At 63.8% G+C, this 20,301-nt stretch carries 23 protein-coding genes and 1 riboswitch; of the genes, 11 read left to right on the top strand and 12 right to left on the bottom strand.

Annotated elements, in window-relative coordinates; genetic code table 11:
• Positions 1-24: 24 nt before the first annotated feature.
• A complete protein-coding gene (locus J3O30_RS14440) occupies positions 25-558 on the top strand; it encodes a GNAT family N-acetyltransferase (RefSeq protein WP_207580983.1) in 534 nt (177 codons plus the stop codon).
• 200 nt (positions 559-758) lie between these two features.
• On the opposite strand, the gene J3O30_RS14445 is transcribed toward J3O30_RS14440, so the two are convergent.
• The 3 genes from J3O30_RS14445 to J3O30_RS14455 all read right to left on the bottom strand — a co-directional run bounded on the left by J3O30_RS14445 (position 759) and on the right by J3O30_RS14455 (position 3,930).
• On the bottom strand, positions 759-1,673 hold the full coding sequence (locus tag J3O30_RS14445) for an esterase (protein ID WP_207584338.1): 915 nt from the start codon (positions 1,671-1,673) through the stop codon (positions 759-761).
• A 310-nt stretch (positions 1,674-1,983) separates the two neighbouring features.
• A complete protein-coding gene (locus J3O30_RS14450) occupies positions 1,984-2,616 on the bottom strand; it encodes a PQQ-binding-like beta-propeller repeat protein (protein WP_207580984.1) in 633 nt (210 codons plus the stop codon).
• 93 nt (positions 2,617-2,709) lie between these two features.
• Positions 2,710-3,930 (bottom strand): helix-turn-helix domain-containing protein, encoded by a 1,221-nt coding sequence (locus J3O30_RS14455; protein ID WP_207580985.1) that lies wholly within the window; start codon positions 3,928-3,930, stop codon positions 2,710-2,712.
• Between the two features lie 119 nt (positions 3,931-4,049).
• Here J3O30_RS14455 and J3O30_RS14460 point away from each other — a divergent pair, with 119 nt between their 5' ends.
• Positions 4,050-4,859 (top strand): thioredoxin family protein, encoded by an 810-nt coding sequence (locus tag J3O30_RS14460; protein ID WP_207580986.1) that lies wholly within the window; start codon positions 4,050-4,052, stop codon positions 4,857-4,859.
• A 5-nt stretch (positions 4,860-4,864) separates the two neighbouring features.
• Positions 4,865-5,251 (top strand): hypothetical protein, encoded by a 387-nt coding sequence (locus tag J3O30_RS14465; RefSeq protein WP_207580987.1) that lies wholly within the window; start codon positions 4,865-4,867, stop codon positions 5,249-5,251.
• A 147-nt stretch (positions 5,252-5,398) separates the two neighbouring features.
• Here the strand turns inward: J3O30_RS14465 and J3O30_RS14470 are convergent, their stop codons facing one another.
• Positions 5,399-6,040: a metallophosphoesterase family protein gene (locus J3O30_RS14470; protein ID WP_207580988.1), complete on the bottom strand. Its 642-nt coding sequence runs from the start codon at positions 6,038-6,040 to the stop codon at positions 5,399-5,401.
• Between the two features lie 444 nt (positions 6,041-6,484).
• On the opposite strand from J3O30_RS14470, the gene J3O30_RS14475 reads away from it, so the two are divergent.
• Positions 6,485-7,507: an LLM class flavin-dependent oxidoreductase gene (locus J3O30_RS14475; protein WP_207584339.1), complete on the top strand. Its 1,023-nt coding sequence runs from the start codon at positions 6,485-6,487 to the stop codon at positions 7,505-7,507.
• 25 nt (positions 7,508-7,532) lie between these two features.
• Here J3O30_RS14475 and J3O30_RS14480 read toward each other — a convergent pair whose 3' ends face one another.
• On the bottom strand, positions 7,533-8,357 hold the full coding sequence (locus J3O30_RS14480; RefSeq protein ID WP_207580989.1) for an AraC family transcriptional regulator: 825 nt from the start codon (positions 8,355-8,357) through the stop codon (positions 7,533-7,535).
• A gap of 97 nt (positions 8,358-8,454) precedes the next feature.
• Between J3O30_RS14480 and J3O30_RS14485 the strand changes: the two genes are divergently transcribed.
• Both J3O30_RS14485 and J3O30_RS14490 read left to right on the top strand, forming a co-directional pair.
• Positions 8,455-9,378 carry a phytanoyl-CoA dioxygenase family protein gene (locus J3O30_RS14485; protein ID WP_207580990.1) on the top strand — a complete coding sequence of 308 codons (924 nt, stop codon included), beginning with the start codon at positions 8,455-8,457 and terminating at the stop codon, positions 9,376-9,378.
• 206 nt (positions 9,379-9,584) lie between these two features.
• Positions 9,585-10,502, top strand: coding sequence for a LysR family transcriptional regulator (locus J3O30_RS14490; RefSeq protein WP_207580991.1), 918 nt, complete (start codon positions 9,585-9,587; stop codon positions 10,500-10,502).
• On the opposite strand, the gene J3O30_RS14495 is transcribed toward J3O30_RS14490, so the two are convergent.
• The 3 genes from J3O30_RS14495 to J3O30_RS14505 form a co-directional block, all read right to left on the bottom strand.
• A complete protein-coding gene (locus tag J3O30_RS14495; RefSeq protein WP_207580992.1) occupies positions 10,491-11,756 on the bottom strand; it encodes an MFS transporter in 1,266 nt (421 codons plus the stop codon). The genes J3O30_RS14490 and J3O30_RS14495 overlap by 12 nt on opposite strands.
• The gene (locus J3O30_RS14500; protein ID WP_207580993.1) at positions 11,753-12,397 is read right to left on the bottom strand and encodes a helix-turn-helix domain-containing protein; all 645 of its coding nucleotides are present in this window, start codon (positions 12,395-12,397) and stop codon (positions 11,753-11,755) included. The genes J3O30_RS14495 and J3O30_RS14500 overlap by 4 nt, the downstream gene beginning before the upstream one ends.
• A gap of 72 nt (positions 12,398-12,469) precedes the next feature.
• Positions 12,470-13,588, bottom strand: coding sequence for an adenylate/guanylate cyclase domain-containing protein (locus J3O30_RS14505; RefSeq protein WP_207580994.1), 1,119 nt, complete (start codon positions 13,586-13,588; stop codon positions 12,470-12,472).
• Positions 13,589-13,782: 194 nt separating this feature from the next.
• On the opposite strand from J3O30_RS14505, the gene J3O30_RS14510 reads away from it, so the two are divergent.
• Complete coding sequence (locus J3O30_RS14510) at positions 13,783-14,007, top strand: hypothetical protein (protein WP_207580995.1); 225 nt, start codon at positions 13,783-13,785, stop codon at positions 14,005-14,007.
• Positions 14,008-14,089: 82 nt separating this feature from the next.
• On the opposite strand, the gene J3O30_RS14515 is transcribed toward J3O30_RS14510, so the two are convergent.
• Both J3O30_RS14515 and J3O30_RS14520 read right to left on the bottom strand, forming a co-directional pair.
• On the bottom strand, positions 14,090-14,410 hold the full coding sequence (locus tag J3O30_RS14515) for a hypothetical protein (protein WP_207580996.1): 321 nt from the start codon (positions 14,408-14,410) through the stop codon (positions 14,090-14,092).
• Positions 14,411-14,594: 184 nt separating this feature from the next.
• Entirely contained in the window at positions 14,595-15,041 is a 447-nt protein-coding gene (locus J3O30_RS14520) for an SRPBCC family protein (protein WP_207580997.1), read from the bottom strand.
• 415 nt (positions 15,042-15,456) lie between these two features.
• Positions 15,457-15,599, top strand: a riboswitch (FMN riboswitch).
• 75 nt (positions 15,600-15,674) lie between these two features.
• Here J3O30_RS14520 and J3O30_RS14525 point away from each other — a divergent pair.
• Both J3O30_RS14525 and J3O30_RS14530 read left to right on the top strand, forming a co-directional pair.
• Complete coding sequence (locus J3O30_RS14525; RefSeq protein WP_007630468.1) at positions 15,675-16,109, top strand: 6,7-dimethyl-8-ribityllumazine synthase; 435 nt, start codon at positions 15,675-15,677, stop codon at positions 16,107-16,109.
• A 160-nt stretch (positions 16,110-16,269) separates the two neighbouring features.
• Positions 16,270-16,959, top strand: coding sequence for a VOC family protein (locus J3O30_RS14530; RefSeq protein ID WP_207580998.1), 690 nt, complete (start codon positions 16,270-16,272; stop codon positions 16,957-16,959).
• A 156-nt stretch (positions 16,960-17,115) separates the two neighbouring features.
• On the opposite strand, the gene J3O30_RS14535 is transcribed toward J3O30_RS14530, so the two are convergent.
• Positions 17,116-17,892 carry a DUF1194 domain-containing protein gene (locus J3O30_RS14535; protein WP_207580999.1) on the bottom strand — a complete coding sequence of 259 codons (777 nt, stop codon included), beginning with the start codon at positions 17,890-17,892 and terminating at the stop codon, positions 17,116-17,118.
• Positions 17,893-17,993: 101 nt separating this feature from the next.
• Positions 17,994-18,896 carry a LysR family transcriptional regulator gene (locus tag J3O30_RS14540; RefSeq protein ID WP_207581000.1) on the bottom strand — a complete coding sequence of 301 codons (903 nt, stop codon included), beginning with the start codon at positions 18,894-18,896 and terminating at the stop codon, positions 17,994-17,996.
• A 186-nt stretch (positions 18,897-19,082) separates the two neighbouring features.
• Here J3O30_RS14540 and J3O30_RS14545 point away from each other — a divergent pair, with 186 nt between their 5' ends.
• Both J3O30_RS14545 and J3O30_RS14550 read left to right on the top strand, forming a co-directional pair.
• Positions 19,083-19,808 (top strand): SDR family oxidoreductase, encoded by a 726-nt coding sequence (locus J3O30_RS14545; protein ID WP_207581001.1) that lies wholly within the window; start codon positions 19,083-19,085, stop codon positions 19,806-19,808.
• The gene (locus tag J3O30_RS14550; protein ID WP_207581002.1) at positions 19,802-20,290 is read left to right on the top strand and encodes a RidA family protein; all 489 of its coding nucleotides are present in this window, start codon (positions 19,802-19,804) and stop codon (positions 20,288-20,290) included. Before J3O30_RS14545 ends, J3O30_RS14550 begins: the two co-directional genes overlap by 7 nt.
• Positions 20,291-20,301 lie beyond the last annotated feature (11 nt).

Here is a 20,301-nt window from a genome sequence, read left to right on the forward strand (position 1 = left end):
TCGCGATCGTCGAAGGAGAAGCGCATGGACGCCGCCGCGCCGGATACGTCAGACGTCAGGATCGAACCGATCTCTGCTGCCCAAATCGACAGCTTTCATCGCACGCTCGATGTGGTCGCGCGGGAGAAAAAATACCTGTCCATGCTGGAAGCGACGCCGCTACCGGAAACGCGCGCCTTCGTGATGGGCATGATTGCAAAAGCCAATCCGCAATTCGTTGCTATCGCTCAAGACGAGGTCGTCGGCTGGTGCGACATCAACCGGCATTTCTTCCCGTCGCACGCCCATCGCGGAAAGCTTGGCATGGGGATTCTTCCGGCCTATCGCGGCCAGGGTCTCGGACGAAAGCTCATCGAGACGACATTAAGGGCCGCGCAGGAGGTCGGGTTTATCAGGGTCGAACTCGATGTTTACCAAGACAATCTCCGGGCGATCGCACTCTATGAAAAACTAGGGTTCGTGCGCGAGGGCATAATTCGGCGCGCCGCGCGTATCGACGGCCGGTTCATCGATGCGATCGGCATGGCGCTTTTGTTCGATGAGGATCCAGCGGTATAAGTCGGCGTATCGTCGTACTGAGATTGCGAGCCTCGGAGAGGAAATCACCGCCAAGGGCATCGTGACGCCGGCCGGTCTCATCGATGCGGACAAGTTGCGGATTTTGAGCAGGCCGTTGATATCGGCGCCCCGCTCACGTGATCATCGCGCTTCTCGGAAAACGGTTACGCCGGTAGGTTTCTTTCGCCCGCCCCCTGCCCCTATCGGGCGAAAGCCTCGAACGGGTTCTCGTGGGTCAGGCGCATCAGGGTCCCGTCGTCCACGCCCCGCCGTTTTAGCTCGGGCAGCAGGACCGTGGAAAGATGGGTGTACGGCTTGGGTGTCCCGCCCATCGGCAGCGCCGGATCGAACCAGCCCCGGTCATGGCTCAACAACAGGCGGTCGCCGCAGCCCGCCTCCAGCGCCTTCATCACCAGTTCCGCCACCTCCTTGTCCCCGGCCCTGCCGACATGGTCATACTCGATCCAAGCGCCGCGCTCGGCGACGGCGACGTTGTAGGCGAAGTCCTTTTCTTCCTGCGTATGGATCGAGATGAACCTGTCGGCCCTGTAGCCCTCCGCCTCGATGACATCGAGCTGATCCATGACGACCCGTCCTCTGATCGTATGACTGCCGATGACGGCGTCTGTCTGCGCTGCCGCGCGCGCGGCTGCCCGCAGGATTTTCGTCTCGAGCGCCGTCATGCCGTCATCGCCGGCGCTGAGCTTGATCCAGCCCGCCTGGAACCCAGTCTCGCCGATCTGCTCCGTCAGCTCGCGAAGCATCCACGCCTCAAGCTCCTTCTCGGAAGCATAGCGGACCCATTCGGGGATCCACGGCTCGCGGTAATTGCCGGTGGGAACCACAATCGGAAAATCCGTAGCAAGCGACACGGCAAGATCGATATCCGCACGACGTCCGACGCCGCCCGTCGAGCATTCGACGAGTGCCGTCACCCCGAGCTTCTTGATCCGCTCGATTTCCGGGGCCATCAGCCGAACGACGGCGTCGGTCTCTGCTTCGGCATAACCGGGCTGGTCGGGTGTCCTGAGGTCAACGAAGACGTGCTCATGCGGGAGGATCATCCCCAGTTGAGATTTGCTCCTAGGCCCGAGCGTTGTGTGCAGATGCTTCAAAGTCTTTCCCGCGGTCATAACGGCTTCGGGCAAAGCCCTCGCCCGAAACCGCGAAGGTAGATCGTTAAGTGACGAAATCAATCGCCCACTCGATCGAAATTCTGCAAGTGCGCTCGTGTCAATTTCCGGCTTCGCACTGATTGCTGGTGAGCAAACGGCCGCCGGGGAGAGGATATGCCGCATCGGCGTCTTCGGCGCAGCGTCAACGACGTCTCGTCCCGTCCTTGCCTTTGCGTCCCCGCAAATCGATCTATTGGATCGATCGCTCCCACTTCGCGCGACCGGGCCCTACCACGGTGGCGCGTGGCTCTCACCCCGGCCGGCGCACCGTGCGAACCTTGCCGCTGCCGCCACCGCCGCAGAAAAAGCAGTCGCCGCCATCGGATTCGAGGCCGGAGACACCGACGCCTTCGGGCATGTCGAGACGTTCCAGCACCTCCCCCGTTTCGGGGTCGATGCGCCGGACGTCGCTGTCGTCGCCCTCCCAGGTGCCGTGCCAGAGCTGGCCGTCGACCCAGGTAACGCCTGTCACGACTCGGTTGGATTCGATGGTGCGCAGGATCTTGCCCGTCTCCGGGTCGATCTGATGGATTCTGCGGCCTCGGTGCTGGCCGACCCAGAGCGTGCCTTCGGCCCAGGCAAGCCCGGAATCGCCGCCATTGCCGGGCGCCGGGATGGTGGAGAGGATGCGGCCGGTCTTCGGGTCGATCTTGTGAATGACATCCTCGGCGATCTGATAGAGAAACTCGCCATCGAAGGCCGTTCCGGCATGGGACGCGACCTCGATCGAGCGCACCACCTCGCCGCTTGCGGGATCGAGCGCGTTCAGGCGGTCGCCCGAGGCAAACCAGACATGCGCGCCGTCGAAGGTGACGCCATTGACGCGCTCGGCGCCGGGAAACGGTCCATATTCACGCAGGATATTCGCAGCTGATTTTTTCATCTCTTTTCCCTATAACTCAAGCTTTCCTGTAACTCGGGCCTTCCTGTAACTCGGGCTTCCCTAAAACTCGGCTTGCTTATAACTCGGGCGATCCTAATCGCTCGGCAGCGGCCCGGGGAGTAACAAGATCGTCGGGAAACCCGATAGCGGCGGGCTCATCCAGCGCCGTGCCCGCCCGCGCCCCAGTGATTGCACCTTGCCTTCCCCAGCCAGGGAATCCAGCGCCCGCTGCACGGTGCGCGGGCTCGCTCCGAGCGCGATCGCCAAGGCCGAGCTCGACCAAGCCTCGCCGTCGGCCAGAAAGGCGAGCACCGCCCCATGAGACCCTTCGACGAGGGGGGCCAGCACGGCAATCTCCCGGGCGCCGGGCAGCGAAAGCACAAAGCCGCGCTTCGTCGCCGAAACCTCCGCCAGTCCGCGCAGCTCGGCGCGCAGGCGGCCGATCTCGACCCTCAGCCGGGCGCGATGCGATTCATCGGCGTGTTTGCCACGGAAGGCACGGGCGATGAGCGTACCCCGTGCCACATCCGCCGGCCAGGCTTCGGCAAGTGCGCGGGCGAGCGCAAACAGCACGGGCCGCGTCGCCAGCGAGACCGCCGTCCCAGCGTTCCACACCACATGGCGGCAGGCATCGACGACGAGCATGCCGGAGGAAAGCAGCTCTTCCACCGCAGCAAGCAGCAGCGGACGTTCTTGCCCGCGCGACAGCAGCCGCGCCGCCGGAGTATCGAGCACCAGGGCGGCGGCTTCGACCTCCGCCGTCAAAGCCGGGATATCGGCCGCGCGCGCTGCAAGCCTTGCCCGGTCAAGCGCCGAACGCGCCGCCCTCGTCTGCAAGCGGCGGACGGCAATGCCAGCCGCCACCAGCTCGTGGGCAGCCCGCAGAGCCGGCGGCAGCGGCGTCGGATCGAGTGCTGCGAGCGAGCGCTCGGCCTCGTCGAGGCCGCCGATCAGCACCAGCCTGCGAATGGCCACATTGCCTGCATGGGCGGCATTGACCCTGTCGCCGTGCGCATCCAGCACCTTGCGCGCCGCTTCCAGCGCCTTCGGCGGCCAGGTGAGATCGCGCGAGACGAGCGCGATCTCGGCCTCGGCGACCACGCAGCGCGCTCGCGCCACTGCCTCCCGTGGGCCGAAGGCGCGCGCCGCACTCTTCAACAGCGCCTTGGCGCGAACGAGATCGCCAAGCTGTGCCATCGCGATGCCGCGCAGCGCCAGTGCCGGCGCATCGTCGCGCAACGCCACCCGCTTCAGCGCGCCGAGTGCATCGCCCGATGCCAGCGCCCGCGCCGCGGCTGTGATCAGCGAGTCCATTCAAATCCCGTCACACTTGTCACTCCCGTTATTCCCCTGCCCGGCCGTAATCTGCGTGAGACCGGCTGGCAACCCTGCGCCGGATGCTACGACGATAGACAGGCAAAGGAGAAGACCCAATGACGATACAGCTCGGAACACGGCAGGAGTGGCTGGAAGCGCGGCTCGATCTGCTCGAAGAGGAAAAGGTGCTGACGCGGCAGAGCGACGCGCTGGCGATGAAGCGCCAGCAATTGCCGCGTGTCAGGATCGACAACGAATACCGCTTCGACACCGAGGCGGGCAACGTTTCGCTGAAGGACCTCTTCGGCGGCCGCTCGCAGCTCCTCGTCTATCACTTCATGTTCGGGCCGGATTACACCGCCGGATGCCCGTCCTGCTCCTCGATCGCCGACGGATTCAACGGCTTCTTCGTTCATCTCGAAAACCACGACGTCGCCTTCACGGCGATCTCGCGGGCGCCGATCGCAAAGCTTCAGGCATTCAAGCAGCGCATGGGCTGGAGCTTTCCCTGGGCCTCCTCCTTCGGCAGCGACTTCAACGGCGATTTCAGCGTCTGGTTCACCCCCGAGCAGCAGCGCCAGGGCGACATAGAATATAATTACCGCCGCGAGCAGCCCGCCCCCGAACCACTCGCCTTCGAACCATTGGCCGGCAAGACCGTGCAGGAATGGCAGTTGCGCGGCAGCGAGGGACCGGTGGCGCAGATCGCCGCCATGACCGAAACCGATGTCGCCACCTACACCCGCGACCGGCCGGGCGTCAGCGCCTTCGAGCTTGCCGATGGCGCCGTCTACCACAGCTATTCCAGCTATTCCCGCGGGCTCGACGGGCTCTGGGGCATGTACCAATGGCTCGACCGCGCTCCCAAGGGACGCAACGAAACCGGCGTCTGGTGGCGCCACCACGACCGATATGGCAAGGAGTGACTCCAATGCCGCTTCCCCTCCACACCTCGAAAAGGGGCGGCGAACACGCCGCCTCGGGCGCCAGCATGGCTGCCCCGGGCGGCAACGCCGCCCTCAACGCCGCCGAATGGCTCTCGCTGGCCGCCGCTGCAGACGGGTCCGTCGGTAAACCGGGCAAATCCACCTGGAGCACCCTCGCCGCCGCTGATTGGCTGTCGCTCGCCGCCGCCCCGACATTTGCGCTCATGGCGCTGCTGACGGCCACGGCTAGCAGCGCCGACATGATCTGCACGACCACGCCGGATTTCCTGCCGATCGGCGGAATGGTGCCGATGTACCTGCTGATGAGCGGCTTCCATTTGGCGCCCTGGCTGCGGCTTGCTGCCGGCAGGCGAGGTATAGGCCGCCAGTGATGGTGCCAACGCCATCAATCTTTCCTCCGGGGTGGCGTTCTCGCCATTTTTTTTGCTGACGGGTCATAGCGAGGCGATAGATACCTCGCTGCGCACTGCTCCCGCTCAGCCGTCTGCGGCTTTACACCTTTATCGACGCGGCTAAGTTCATGCCTTCACCTCGATGAAGTCAATCGGCCCGCCGGCAACGTCATCATCAAACACCGCACAGGAAAGCTTGCCGCCGAAGACGCAGCCGCTGTCGATATTGGTGCGGTTTCCTGTCGTCACCGGATTGGATAGCGACGGTGTATGGCCGTGGACCAAATGCTTGCCCCAATACTCTTCAGACCGGCCGGGAGGAAACCGGATCCATAGAAGATCGTGCTCGCTCTGCTGCTCCAGTGGAAATGCGGGATCGACACCGGCGTGGACGAAGATGCGGTGCCGATCGAAATGCATGAGCGGACGACCGGCCGCCCATTGCAGATGCTGGGGCAAAACCCTGCCGCCAAACGAAATCTCGGTTTCAAATCCGCCATTGCCAAGCCATACGGCTCTGTTATCGCTATCGGCATAGGCAGCGACCATCATGTCCTCATGATTGCCCTTCAGGCAGATCCAGCGCCACGGGTCGGACGGACCGGCAATGAGCCGGTCGAGGACACGTCTGCTGTCAGGCCCACGATCGATATAGTCGCCAAGGAAAACCACAGTCCCCTCGGAAGCGTAAGTTGTGATGCGATCGATCATGCTGTCGAGCGGATCGATGCAGCCGTGAATATCGCCTATGGCAAACGTGTAGCGCATGTTCCAAGCCTCTCGGCGGCAATGTGACGGCCCGCGGTCAAGGCCGAGAAGGCGCGCAAGGGTTGGCACCGAGGCTCACGCACCTTCGCCGTCCGCGGCATCATAACAAACGCAAACCCCGCCGCCATCGCGAAAACCGACTCCATATCCGGCATTTACCGCGATTGGTTCTCCTTCCGCTTGAGGAGATCGGCGGGCGCGGCTGTTGGCTCTCTCCGATCTCATCTCGAGGTGCCCCGTGAGGGCCTCGAAGGACGAGAACTGATCGGTGTACCTCAGGACGGCAGAGAGTTTGCGGCAACCGGCGTTTGGCGGCCCTCCCGCCGAAAGACCGGTTCCGACAACATCGATGCGCCCCACCCGACCAGTTCCGATTGTCTTCCGGGCCGGAACTGTGCGATGACCGATCGACCCCTACACAACGGTTCAAGGTGCGGCATCGGCATGAAGAAGATCGGTTTCCTCTCGTTCGGGCACTGGACGCCCTCGCCTCAATCGCAGACGCGCTCGGCCGGCGATGCGCTGCTCCAGTCGATCGACCTTGCCGTCGCGGCCGAGGAGCTCGGTGCCGACGGGGCGTATTTTCGGGTGCATCATTTCGCCCGCCAGCTGGCCGCACCCTTCCCGCTACTATCAGCCGTCGGCGCAAAAACCAGCCGGATCGAGATCGGCACCGCGGTCATCGACATGCGCTACGAGAACCCGCTTTATATGGCCGAGGATGCCAGTGCCGCCGACCTCATCGCCGGCGGCCGGCTGCAGCTTGGCATCAGCCGCGGCTCACCCGAGCAGGTGATCGATGGCTGGCGCCATTTCGGCTATGCCCCGCCCGAAGGCCAGAGCGAGGCTGACATGGCCCGCCATCACGCCGAAGTATTCCTCGAGGTGTTGCGCGGCGAAGGTTTTGCCAAGCCCAACCCGCGGCCGATGTTTCCGAATCCGCCAGGCCTCCTGCGCCTCGAGCCGCATTCGGAGGGGCTGCGCGAGCGGATCTGGTGGGGCGCAAGCTCCAACGCTACCGCCGTCTGGGCGGCCAAGCTCGGCATGAACCTGCAGAGCTCGACGCTGAAGGACGACGAGACGGGAGAGCCGTTCCACGTCCAGCAGGCCGACCAGATCCGCGCCTACCGCGAGGCCTGGAAGGCAGCCGGCCACACGCGCCAGCCGCGCGTCTCGGTCAGCCGCAGCATCTTCGCACTCGTCGACGACCGCGATCGCGCCTATTTCGGCTACGGCAATGACGAGGACGACAAGATCGGTTTCCTCGACGAGAAGACCCGGGCGATCTTCGGCCGAAGCTATGCCGCCGAACCCGATGCCCTGGTTAAGCAGCTCGCCGAGGATCAGGCGATCGCCGAGGCCGACACACTGCTGCTCACCGTCCCCAACCAGCTCGGCGTTGCCTACAACGCCCATGTCATCGAGGCGATCCTGACCCACGTCGCCCCGGCGCTTGGCTGGCGCTGACGCTCCGACCGATGCTGCCGGGCGCTCACACCCGCCTATATCTAGCGCGGAATTCGCGAGGACTGCAGCCCTCGCGCTCGTGGAAGACCCGTGAAAAATAAAATGGGTCGTCCAGGCCGACCATGGCGGCCACCGTTTCGATCTTTTGGTCGGTGGTTGCCAACAGCTGTTTGGCATGGTCCATGCGCACCCGAAGCTGGAATGCTTTGGGAGGCAGTCCGGTTTCAAGCGTGAACCGCCTGCGCAGCGTCGCCGGCGACATGCCGTGCTCGGCGGCGAAGGCAGCGAGATCGAGCGGTTGCATCGCCCGCTGCCGTAGCGTTTCGACGATGTCGGCCATATCAGGCCTTCCCTGGTGTCGATTGGCCCCTCCGCTCGCCTGTCTGGCGGCTGCGATGACGATGTGATGCAGCATCAATGCCGCCGACGCCTGCCCAAGGTTGGTATCGTCAAGCAGATCGGCATGAAGCTTGCCGAAGAGCCGCGTCAGCTCATCGAGATGATGCAAGGCGACGACGGGGTGCCGCTCGGCAATCATCCTCAGCCTGACGAAGTCTCGCGTGAAGGATCCCTCGAAAAGCGCCCAGCGCTCGTCCCAGCCGCCTTCGTCGGGAGCGTAAGAATGCGTGCGGTTGGGAAACAGCCAGAACAGAGCAGGCCCGGTCAGCCTCAGCCGGCCGCTGGCTGCGGTTTCCAGCCAGCCTGGCCCGCGCTCCACCAGCACGACGGCGAAACTCGGAAGTTTGCGGTCGCTCACCGCATGGCGGGCGTGCTGCCTGCCGCTTCCGATGACCGCCAGGCCGCCGGCCGCGCCGAGCGGCGTTCTATAGATGGCCTCGGCGTCTCTCATGATGAGCGAAAAGTCCAGCTGCCAATTTTCTCTATGTCGATTATCCCTGCAGATCAGCTAATTGGTGGCAAATCAACTTAAGCTGAGGAAGGCTGAAATGTCGATTGCCGCCAGAGCCGCGCAGACCCGAACGCCGGATTTTCCCCTTACCGCCCACGGCAAGACCTTGGCTGCGGAGCGGATGGGCTGGCTCACGCCGACCGATCCGGCCATCGGCGTCGACGCCATCCGCCGCCGCTACCAGGACGATGGCTATGTCTGGCTGAAAGGTCTTCTGCCACGGGCCGATATCATCGACTTCCGTGGCTGGGTCTTCGAACGCCTCGCTGCGACAGGACTGGTCGAGCCCGGCAGCGATTTTACGCTGGGGCTCGCATCGGCCACCGGCTGCGACTGGAGCCTGGCGGACCGGCGCCTGATGTCGCTCGTCCGCTCCGCCGCCTATGAAGGCTTCTGCACGCAACCGCCGCTCATCCGCTTCATGGATGATTTCCTGCAGGGCATTTCCTATCTGCACAAGCGCAAGATCATGCGTTTCACCCAGCCGGGATCGCCGACGGCCACACCCGCTCACTACGATCTCGTCTACCTCCGCGGCGGCACCCGCCGCCTGGTGACGGCCTGGATCCCGATCGGCGACATTCCCACCGAGATGGGCGGCCTGGTCTACCTCGAAGGCTCGCATGCGCTTGGCGTCAAGATGGAGGCCGAGTTCCAGGCCGCAAGCGACGATCTTTCTCCGCAAGAGCGGATCAGTGCCTATAACAGCCACATGACGGAAGGCGGCTGGGTGTCGAAGGATCTCCCTGATATGGCGGAGCGCTTCGACACCCGCTGGCTCGCTGCCGATTATGAGGCTGGTGACGTTGTGCTCCACTCGCCCCATATGATCCACGCCTCGACCACCAACCAGGACAGCAGCCGACGGCTGCGCCTCTCCACCGACATCAGATATCAAAATGTCGACGACGAGATCGACGCCCGATGGAACAACCATTGGAGTCTCGGCGATATGCTGTAGCCAGGCTTCCCGCGTCCCAATCGGCCGAACTCCGCCGCGGGCTTAGCACCAGCGTCAGCTCCATCTCGAAATATCAGACCGAACGCACTCCGACATAGAAGCGGAGCGTCGGGACCTTACAGCCGCGTTGGACGTTGATGGTCCGAGCCTTGAATCGGTCGCTGACTGACCGACTTATGGCTGTAGCGAACCGCTCGAGTTGCCTGATGCCGCGTACGAACCTGAACGATATCCTGATCTTCATGGCCGTCGTCGATGCCGGAAGCTTTATCGCCGGCGGCGAGGCCTTGGGCCTGTCCCGTTCGGCGGCGGGAAAGGCCGTCATCCGCCTGGAGGACCGGCTCGGCGCACGTCTGCTCAACCGCACGACGAGAACATTGAACCTGACCGACGAAGGGCGAGTGTTTTACGACCGTGGCTTGCAAATCCTCGCATCGGTAGACGAGGCAGAAGCGAGCGTGGCAGGCAAGAGCGGTACGCCGCGCGGCGTTCTCAGGCTCACCGTGCCTGATGCCTTCGGACGGCGCGTCGTGCTGCCCCTGTTGGAAGAATATCTTCGGGCCTGGCCCGACATCCAGGTGGAGATGAGCCAAACCGATCGTCTTGCCGACATCGTCGAGGAAGGCTTCGATCTGGCAATCCGGATCGGCGCGACGGCATCGGACTCCCGGCTGGTCTCGCGCGTGATCGCCACCTACAGGACGCGGCTCTGCGCCTCGTCGTCCTATCTTGCCGAACGCGGCGAGCCGCGCGATATCGACGATCTCGCAGCCCATGACTGCCTGATTTTCGCCAGCCGCAATCAAAGACAAGGCTGGCGTTTTCGCGGCAAAGGCGGCTCGTGGATCAAGGCGCGGGGGCGCAGCCGCCTGAGGCTCGACAGCGCAGAGGCGGTCCGCGACGCCGCCTTGGCGGGGCTGGGTATCGCTCTCCTGCCCGATTTCCTCGTCGCCGACGATCTCGCCGCTGGCCGTCTCCGGCACGTCCTCCCCGACCTCGAAACCGATGACGCCAAGATCGTCATGCTCTATCCCGACAAGCACCTGCTGGAACCGCGCATCCATCGTTTTGTCGATCTGATGGTCGAGGCGTTGGGGCACGAGAGACCGCGCTCATCGCCTTGATACGGAAGCACCGGCATCGGTAATAGCCTTGTCGAAGCCACGGAAACTTTTCAGCGCAAGGGGAAAGAGAGTTGCGGCGAGATAGGCAAGCCCGGTGAGCAATAGTGCCGCGGCAAGGCCGATCGTGCTGATCAGCGCGCCGCCGACGAGGCCGCCGAAGGGAATGAGCGCAAAACAGAGGGCGGCATTCATCGCGGTCACGCGGCCGATCAGCGGCTTGGGGATGCGCTCGAAAACCACCGCCGACAGGATCGGGTTGAGGAATCCCGAGGCAAATCCGGCGATTGCCAAGGTGACGAAGATGAGGATGAGCGGCGCATCCAGCGCAAGGATGAAAAAGCGCGGAAATCCGGTCAAGAGGAACGCCACGGTATAGACCATCAGGCGCGGCATCCGTTCGCCGATCGCCGCCGCAATCGCCGCGCCGGCGATCGAAGCGCCGGTGAAGGCCGCAAACATCGCCCCCAGCAGTTCCGGACCATGGCCGGAATCGCGTGTCCAGACAGGCAGCAGCACCGCATGATAGGCTTGGTCCAGCAGATTGGTGATCGCCACCATGGCGACAATGCTGACGAGCACCGCATCGCCACGCAAAAAGCGCCAGCCTTCGCGGAGATCGTCGAGATAGGAAGCCCTTTCGGCCGGTCGGACGTCGGGTGCGCCGGATAGCTCGGGCGCGCGCCGCATCCCGGGGATGCCGACTGCGACGATCAGAGCGGCGGCGGCAAAGGTGGCGGCATTGACGAGGAGCGCCTGGCCCGGGCCGATCAGCCCGATCAACGCGCCCGCGCCGGCCGCCCCCGCCGTCGAGGCCAGCCGCTCGATCGCATTGGCGACGCCGGTCACCCGTTCGAGCGGCACATTCGCGAGCGCGGCGATGTCGGGAACCATTGCCTGCTTGGCGGCGTCGGAAGGCCCACGCAGCACGCCCATGGCAAAGACCACGGGCAGAAGCACCGGCATGCCGAGCAGGCCGAAAAAATCGAGCAGCGGCACCAGTCCCACCGCGGCCACCGAAGCGGTATCGCAGACGATGGCGATGCGCTTGGCGCCGACGCGGTCGATCAGCGGCCCGCCGAGCGCCTTGGCGACGACATAGGGCAGCATCTCCATCATCGCCGTCAGCCCGGTCAGGACAGGGCTACCCGTCGTGCTCAGCACCAGCCAGGGAATAGCAATGGTCGATAGCCGCGTGCCGGAAAGCGAAAGCGCCTCGGCTGCGGCAAGCGCTAGGAAAGGCCCGCCCCTTCTCACGGTTCGCCATCCTTTTCGCGATGCGGAAGCCGGCCCGGATAGGGAAAGGCATGCAGCATGATGGAGAAGGGAACCATATCCCCGGGTGCCGGCTCACCCAAGGGCGGAGCTACCCGCATCGCTTCGAGGATGATGTCGGTCAGCTGCTTGGTCAGCGCCTCGGCCTGTTTTGCCGTCATCGGGATGATCATGTCGTTGGCAGCACTCGCCTTGCGCCATTCCCCCGGCAGTTCGGCATATTCCTCCAGCGCCTGCTGCATCTGGCCGACCTGCAAGGAGAGGACCGCCTGGTTGAAGGCGTGATCGAGATCCAGCGCTTCACCCTCGGCCTCGCTTGCCGGCACCGAGGTGAGCTCGTGACTGGCCCGCCACCAGCGGTCGCGCCGTGAAACATGCGGCGCTTCCTCGATGAAGCCGTATTGGGCAAGCTGGCGCAGATGATAACTGGTCGCACCGCTGTTCAATCCCAGTTGCACCGCCAGCTGCGTCGCCGTGGCGGGTCCATCGACCCTGAGCATGCCGAGCATGCGCAACCGGACGGGATGCGCCAGCGCCTTCAACGCGACGGGATCAGGTACGACCCGGCTGACGGTGCGCGGCGGCTTTGAATGGGCGACGGTCTGGCGATGGGGATCCTTCATGCCAGAAGCTTACCATTGCAAAGATATCTTTGCAAAATTTTCTTTGCATAACTGCAAGCGCCTGTCCGTGACTTAAGCTTCTGCCAGGGTGAAGACTGCGCAAGGGTCGGTAATGCCGCGCAAGCTATGCTCTCCGAGCGGCATCAAGGCCGTCGTCGTATTCGCCGCCACCGCTCCCGAAATCAGCACGTTTCTGCCGAGCGGCTTGCAGAGCCCTTCCAGGCGGCTGACCAGATTGACCGCGGGGCCGATGGCAGTAAAGTCCAGCCGGTCGGCCGCACCGATATTGCCCCATAGAATCTCGCCGAAATGCAGCGCCGCGCCGAACGGCAACGGCGCCAGCCCCTGGGCCTGGCGCACCTGGTCGAGATGGCTCATGCCGGCACGGCTGGCGGCGACCGCCCGCAGGGCGGCCTCGCAGGCCTCGCGATCCCCCCGGGCGATGTCTGCTTCGCCCGACGTCGCGGTGACCGGAAAGATCGCCAGCACGCCGTCGCCTATGAATTTCAGCACCTCGCCGCCGAAGGCGTGCACTGCGCCGGCGACGCGATCAAAATAAGCGTCGAGCGCGGCAATCATCGCCTGCGGCTCCGTCACTTCCGAAAGCGCGGTGAAATCACGCAGATCGGCACAGAGAAGGGCAGCGCGGATGGTCTCACCGGTGCCGCGGGCAAGCGCGCCGGCCTGCACCCGGGCAGCACTGCGCCGGCCGAGATAGGCTTCGAGCAGCGCGGCCCGCGCCTCCCGCGCCGCCAAAGCGGCGAGCGGCGCTGCGGCAAAACGCGCGACTTCGCGCAGCAGACTGGCCTCGGCCGCACCGAATGCGCCGCCCCCTGCCCCGTTGGCAACTCCCGCCCAGCCAAGCAGCGGCCCGTCCGATGCCTGATTATCCTGTGCAGGCCCGATCCGGCTCTCCCACACCGGCCCGAGCCCACCCAGCCAGTCGCGCCCGGCCTCACTCTGCGGAGCTGCAGCAAAGGCCAGCGCCTCAATGACGGCCCCGGTCTCGGCCCGCCACAGCCAGGTGCGCCGAGCGATGATTGGGTGCGGCACGGAAAGCGTCAGCGCGCCGCCCGAAAGCGGCAGGCCGTCAGCCAAAAGCCGGCGCCCGAGCTCGGCCAGAAACCGTTCGGGACCAGGCGAGGCACCGGCCTCATCAACCAACCAGGCAAGGGGAGATGGCAGATCCATGCTTCAACATGACATCGCCCCGGGACGTCCGCAAGGATGCCTTCTGAAGCCCCATCGACTCCTTCAGCCATTCCACGCAGACAATTCCTGTCGAGATTCTTCCATCACGGCGAAAAGCAAAAAATAACGCTTTAAACTTGCGCCGTTTTGCTTCCATTATGCGGCGGTTCGTCATCGTGTGATTGAGGGGTACGATGGGCACGATTTTCTGGCCGAAAGATCCGCTGGATGGGAATGACATGACGCTGCTGACGTCGATCCTTCGGCGGTGGTGCGACAGGCATCAGGTCGAGCTGACAGCACAGGAGAGCAGCCGCAAGGCGAAGGAACTTGTCGAATGGTATGAATTCGGCGTCAAGGATCCGATCGAACTCGAAGAACTGATCGAGGGCAAGTACTGGCTGGTCAGCAAAATCTGACCTGATCACAGTCGTAACATTCAAGAGAAAAGGCCGGGCGAAATATCGCACCGGCCTTCGTCAATTTGCCCCTGGGAAGGCTTCAGTCGTCATCCCGCCAACGGCGGTGGTGATCGCCGCGCCAATCATCGCGCCAGCGCGGACCATCCCAATCCCGGTGACGCCGCTCCCAGCCCCAGCGGGGCGGACCGCCGTAAAAGGCCACCGGCGGCGGGCGTCGCCAGTTTGGCCGGCATTCGCCCCAGCGGGTCAGATGCCAGCCGCGGCCGCACGCATAGTCGACCTTCGTGACATCGCTTGTGACATTGCTCTGGACATTGATTGTCCCCATCGGCATCGCCTCAGCTGTGCCGACCGAGAGGCTGCCAGCGAGCAAGGCAGCCGCGATAGAAAGTGCCTTCATCGAAAACTCCAATTCATCCAGCCGTTCCCACCCTAGGGCCGCCAAATTGAACTGGAGATGAACTTCACGTTCATGTTTGCGGGAGAAAAAGAAGCGATTTCGGACCGCTCATCGCAGCGCCGGCCAGCTGGTTTTCCCGCAAGGGCAGGCGCTTCAGGGCCATCCACCGGCCCGCAAAAACCGTTCATGTCCTGCCGTAAAATGCGTCGGGACCCGGGTCACGCCCGGCGGCGACCTCGGTCAGCCGCCCAAGGTAATGCGCCCAGCCTTCCGCATGCCCGGCGCATTGATCGGCGCTCGGTAGGCCGCTATGCGTCAGTCGCAGCAGTGTTCCGCCCCCCTGCTCGATCAGGTCGATCTCGACGAGGCTCGACCCCGGCGGCACCACCTCGCTGCCGTCCCAGCCGAAGCTGTAGGCAAGGCGATGAACCGGCACCACCTCGCGAAACGAGCCGCGCGCAAAGCGGGCACCGGTGACGTTGACAAGATAGAGCCCGCCCGGCTGCGGCTCGACCTCTGCCTCCGTCCCCATCCAGCGCAGGATCTTCTGCGGGTCGGTCATCAGCGCAAACACTGCGGCCGGCGGCGCCGCAATATGCGCCTCGCGGTGAACGACGAAAGATTCTGGCATCACGCTCTCCGATAGTTGTCATGGCCTGCCTCGCCGCGGGCGGGATCAGCGGGTCATGCTGTTTTGACGTGGGTGTCCTCGCGTGAGCATGTAGGCGGAAGTACCCGATCAGCAAGGGTGGTCGGGCCACGCCGCCCCCGTCGCCCGGCACCGGCGCGGCATCCTCCAACGTCCCTCATGCTGAGGCGCGTAGCCCGTGGGGCGGAGCCTCGAAGCACTCGCCGCAACGCTGCTCCCTGCCTTCATCTAGCATCCGCGCACCCGCCGCGTCCTTCGGGGCCTCTGCGGCGCACCTCAGGACAAGGCTCTCTGGGGGGTGCAGCCAGCTAGGTGGCGATCGCCTCACCCCATCCCCGCCTCCGCGATGCAAGCATTTCGCCCTATTGCCAGCCCTTCGTCTTCCCCCTATTGTCCCGGCCGTTCTCAGGGCGGGGTGAAAGTCCCTACCGGCGGTATGCAGTTTCGATTGCGAGCCCGCGAGCGCCTTCCTCGGAAGGGTCAGCAGATCAGGTGAGATGCCTGAGCCGACGGTCATAGTCCGGATGAAAGAGAACGCACGTTCCCAGCCCTTGCGGCTGTCGGGACGTTCGTGATCGCCTTGGGTGATGTGTCTGTTCGCCAAAGGAGATTACCATGACACCCACCCGCTACGCCTTTATCAAAGCCAGCTGGCACGCCGACATCGTCGACCGCGCCCTTGACGGCTTCTATCAGCTCGTGCCGCCCGAACAGGTCGATGTGTTCGATGTTCCCGGCGCATTCGAGATGCCGCTGCTTTCCCGCGATCTGGCCGCAAGCGGACGTTATGGCGCCGTCATTGCCGCGGCTTTCGTCGTCGACGGCGGAATTTACCGCCACGAATTCGTCGCTCAGGCGGTGGTCGACGGGCTGATGCGCGCCGGCATGGATACCGGCGTGCCGGTGCTTTCGGTTTCGCTGACGCCGCATCAGTATCAGGAAACCGAGCACCATAAGCAGATCTACCGCGCGCATTTCGTCGAGAAAGGGCGGGAGGCCGCAAAGGCCGCGCTCACAATCGGGAAGACACGCGCCGCTCTTGCCGCGTAAGGCGGCTCCCCCCGAACCGGGGCGGCGGGACCGATCCCGCCGTCTTCATCAGGTCAATTCCGACAGAATAATTGATTCGACGCCCTCGCCGCGCTGTGATCCACTCACCCCCGACATGTATCGCCATTCTTAATGCGTCCCAAACCTTAAGGAGCTGAAGATGAGCAATGCAATGCGCAGTGAAACCCCTATCGAAAATTCGCGAACACGGCCCGTCGACACCAAGCTCGAGGTGGTCGTCATCCCCGTTTCCGACGTCGATCGCGCCAAACGTTTCTACGACAGCCTGGGCTGGCGGCTCGACGCCGACTTCGCCAATGATGCCGATTTCCGGGTGCTCCAGTTTACCCCGCCCGGCTCCGGCTGCGCGATCATCTTCGGCAAGAACGTCACCGCCGCGCCACCTGGCTCCGCCCAGGGGCTCTACCTTATCGTCTCCGACATCGAGGCCGCCCGCCGCGATCTTATCGCTCGCGGCGTCGAGGTCAGCGACGTGTTCCACGACGCTGCCGGCGTCTATGCCGGCAAGGACGAGCCCTATCTCTTCGGACGGCTGCGCATCGCCGGCCGAGATCCCGAAAACCGCAGCTATCGCTCCTTCGCCTCGTTCAAGGATCCCGATGGCAATGGCTGGCTATTCCAGGAGGTCACCACGCGATTGGCGGGACGCATCGACGCCGACGAGACAGCCTTTGCGACCTCGAGCGACCTTGCATCAGCGCTGCGCCGCGCGGCGACCGCCCACGGCGAACACGAAAAGCGAAACGGCGGCAAGCACGACGAGGGCTGGCCGGACTGGTACGCCGACTACATGGTCAGTGAACAGTCTGGCCGAGAGCTGCCGCTATAGGCAGCGGTCTTTTCCGGCGAACTCAAACAGCCCTTGTTGAGGCATGCCTTCCTCCTGCGCACCTCCCTGAGGTGCGCAGGAGGAAGGCCAGTAGCCTCGAAGGACACCTCCATGCTGCTCCGTGCATTCATTCGGCGTCGGCGCACGCGCCCGCCGTCACCGCTCGAAAAAATCCCGCCACTGTTTCTCGCCAACCAGGCAGTCGACCCCGGTCTCGGCGCCGGTGATTCTCTGCACCGTTGCCGGCGGGGAAAACCCGCTGATCTCCAGCACCAGCTTGCGGCGCACGGCAACGGCGAAATCCTCGATGTTGCGGACCGGCAGCACGAAGGCGCCGGGGCCGCCGATCACGCAATCCGCATAATATGTGTCGAGCCCGTTCGGCGCATCGGAGGGCCGCAGCATAATGGCAAGGCCATTGATGATCATGCCTGCTTCCACCGCCTTGTCGCGGGCGGATATGACTGGATTTCCGGAATTGTTCGGGCCATCGCCCGACACATCGATCACCTGTCGTCTGGACGGAAACGGACTGGAAACGATCATGCTGGCGCCTTGGGCGATCGCGGTGGAGATCGATGTACGCCGCTGCGTGGCAATCGGCCGGGCTTCGAGCTTTTCGGCAAAAGCGATCGCGTCCGCTTCCGTCTCGATGACCTGCCAGTCGATCACCGAATCCTGGACGACATAGCCCGCCCATTCGAAATAGCTGATGGCGATGCGGCCGGTCAGACCGCCCTTCACCGCATCGATGAATTCCTTGTGCTTGAGCGCTTCGACATAACCCTCGCGCTGGATGCCGATCTCCTCGAAATCCATCGAGCGCGAGGTGTCGACGGCAAGGACCAGGGTCACGTCAACCTCGTTTCCCCCCGCCTGCGCTGCCGGGACGAGGCCGGAAAGACCCATAAGCACCGCAACTGTCGTCAGCATCGGCAGATCCCCGCGCCATCCAAGCGCGCAACCTTAGCACAGCTTGGCCGATGCAGGACGCCCGGCCACGCCGGTAGTTTCAATTTTCGGTGATGGCCGGCTCAATGCAGCGGCAGCCACAAAGGGCTTTTCCATGCTTTCAGCGCGTCGAGGAAGACCTGCAATCTGGCGGGCAAGAAGCGGCGGGTGGGATAGACGGCATGCACGAATATCTCCTCGGACGACCAGTCCGGCAGCAGGCGGATGAGCGCACCTCTCCTGATCTCATCGTCGCAATAGGTCGAAGGCAGAAGGCCGATGCCGTGGCCGCGATTGGTAAAGGCGCTCACCGCGTCGAAATCCCGGCTCGAGACCGGCCCCGACACCTGCTGGCGGACCGACTTGCCGCCGCTGACCAGATGCCACTCCGCTTCGCCGTTGCGGCCGTTCAGCAACACGCACTGATGCTCATTCAGGTCCTGGGGCTCTGAGGGAGGCGCCTTGCCCTTCAGATAGTCCGGCGCGGCGACCAGATAACGCACGCTCTTTCCGAGCCGCTGCGCGATGATTGAGGAATCCTTGAGTTCGCCGAAGCGGATGCCGAGATCGATATTCTCGGCGATCAGATCGAGGAACAGGTTGGTGACGAAGAGATCGACCTGGATATCGGGATAGGTCTTCAGGAAGGACGATACGAATTCGTAGAAGACCTCCTGCCCGAAAATGACGGGCACGGAGATCTTCAGCAGGCCTTCCGGCTTTTTCTGCGTTTCCGTGAGTGCCTGCTCGGCGTCGATAAGATGGGCGAGCGGCTCACTGCACTGATCGAAATAGGCCCGGCCCTGCGCCGTCAGGCTAAGCTTGCGGGTCGTGCGCTGCAGCAGCGTCACACCAAGCTGCTCCTCCAGCGACGTCACCTTCCGGCTGACGGTCGAGACCGGCATGCCGAGGGAATGGGCCGCGCGGCTGAAGCTGCCATACTGCGCCACCTTCACGAAAACCGCGATGTCGTTCAGGTCTGCCATGCCAGGATTTTTGCATGGATGCAAAAGAGAATCCAGATATTTCCATCTAATCGGGGAATGGAGTTTTCATCATATTCACCTTGCGAAAACGATCATAACCCGATGGAGGCGCATTCGCAGCAGCCCCGTCTCGAGCGACCCGCCTTCGTAAGGCCTGCGTTGCCCGACCAGACTATGGAGTTCAACATGACTACCGCAAAGACTGTCATCGTCACGGGCGCCTCCCAGGGTATCGGAGCCGGGCTCGTCAACGCCTTCATCGAGCGCGGCTATAATGTCGTCGCCACCTCACGTCAGGTCAGCGCCTCGGATGCCTTGCAGGCGTCGGACAGACTGGCGCTCGTCGACGGTGACATCGGCGATGCCGAAACCGCGGCGCGAGTGACAAGGACCGCGATCGACCGGTTCGGCTCGATCGACGCCCTCGTCAACAATGCCGGCATTTTCTTCAGCAAGCCCTTCGTCGATTACACCATGACCGACTTCCGGAAGCTGTCCTCGACCAATCTCGAAGGCTTCATCCACCTGACCCAGTTGGTTGTCCGGCAGATGCTGGCCCAGAAATCGGGCGGCAGCATCGTCAGCATCACCACACCGCTGATCGACCATCCGATCGCCGGCTTCTCGGCCTCGGTCGCCATGATGACCAAAGGCGGCATCGACGCGATCTCCAAGAACCTGGCGATGGAATATGCAAGCGAGGGAATCCGCGTCAACACCGTGGCTCCCGGGGTCGTCGATACGCCATTGCACAAGGACAATCCGAAGGACTTCCTGAGCACGCTGTCGCCGATGGCTGGCATTTCCAACGTCGCGGAAGTCGTCGATGCGGTTGTCTTCCTGACCGAAGCTCCACGCGTGACCGGGGAGGTGCTGCACGTCGACGGCGGCGCACATCTGGGCAAATGGTAAACCACCCGCAAGCGCACGCAGCCGGCGCAGAACGCCGGCTGCAGGAACTCGGCATCACGCTTCCCTCGCCACCAACACCCCTGGGGGCCTATGTGGAGGCGGTCAGGAGCGGCAACCTGGTCTTCTTCAGCGGCATGCTGCCGGTTGTCAACCGCCAGCCGCGCTATATCGGCCGTGTCGGCGGCGCGCTGACATCAGAGGACGGCAGGAAGGCGGCCGAGACGGCGACACTGAGTGCGCTGGCGGCCGCCAAGGACTATCTCGGCTCGCTGGACAGGGTCGTCAGGATCGTCAAGCTCGGCGTCTATATCGCCACCGAAGGCGATTTCCGCGATCACCCGAAGGTCGCGGACGGATCGTCGGAAATGCTGCTCCAGGTCTTCGGCGAGGAAAAACTCTCAGGGCGCATCGTCCTCGGCGTCGCCAGCCTGCCGCTCGGCGTACCGATCGAGCTGGAGCTCGTTCTTGAGGTCGAGGATTGAAGAGGACGGGC

It is taken from the genome of Rhizobium sp. NZLR1 (genome assembly GCF_017357385.1).
Lineage (GTDB): Bacteria > Pseudomonadota > Alphaproteobacteria > Rhizobiales > Rhizobiaceae > Rhizobium.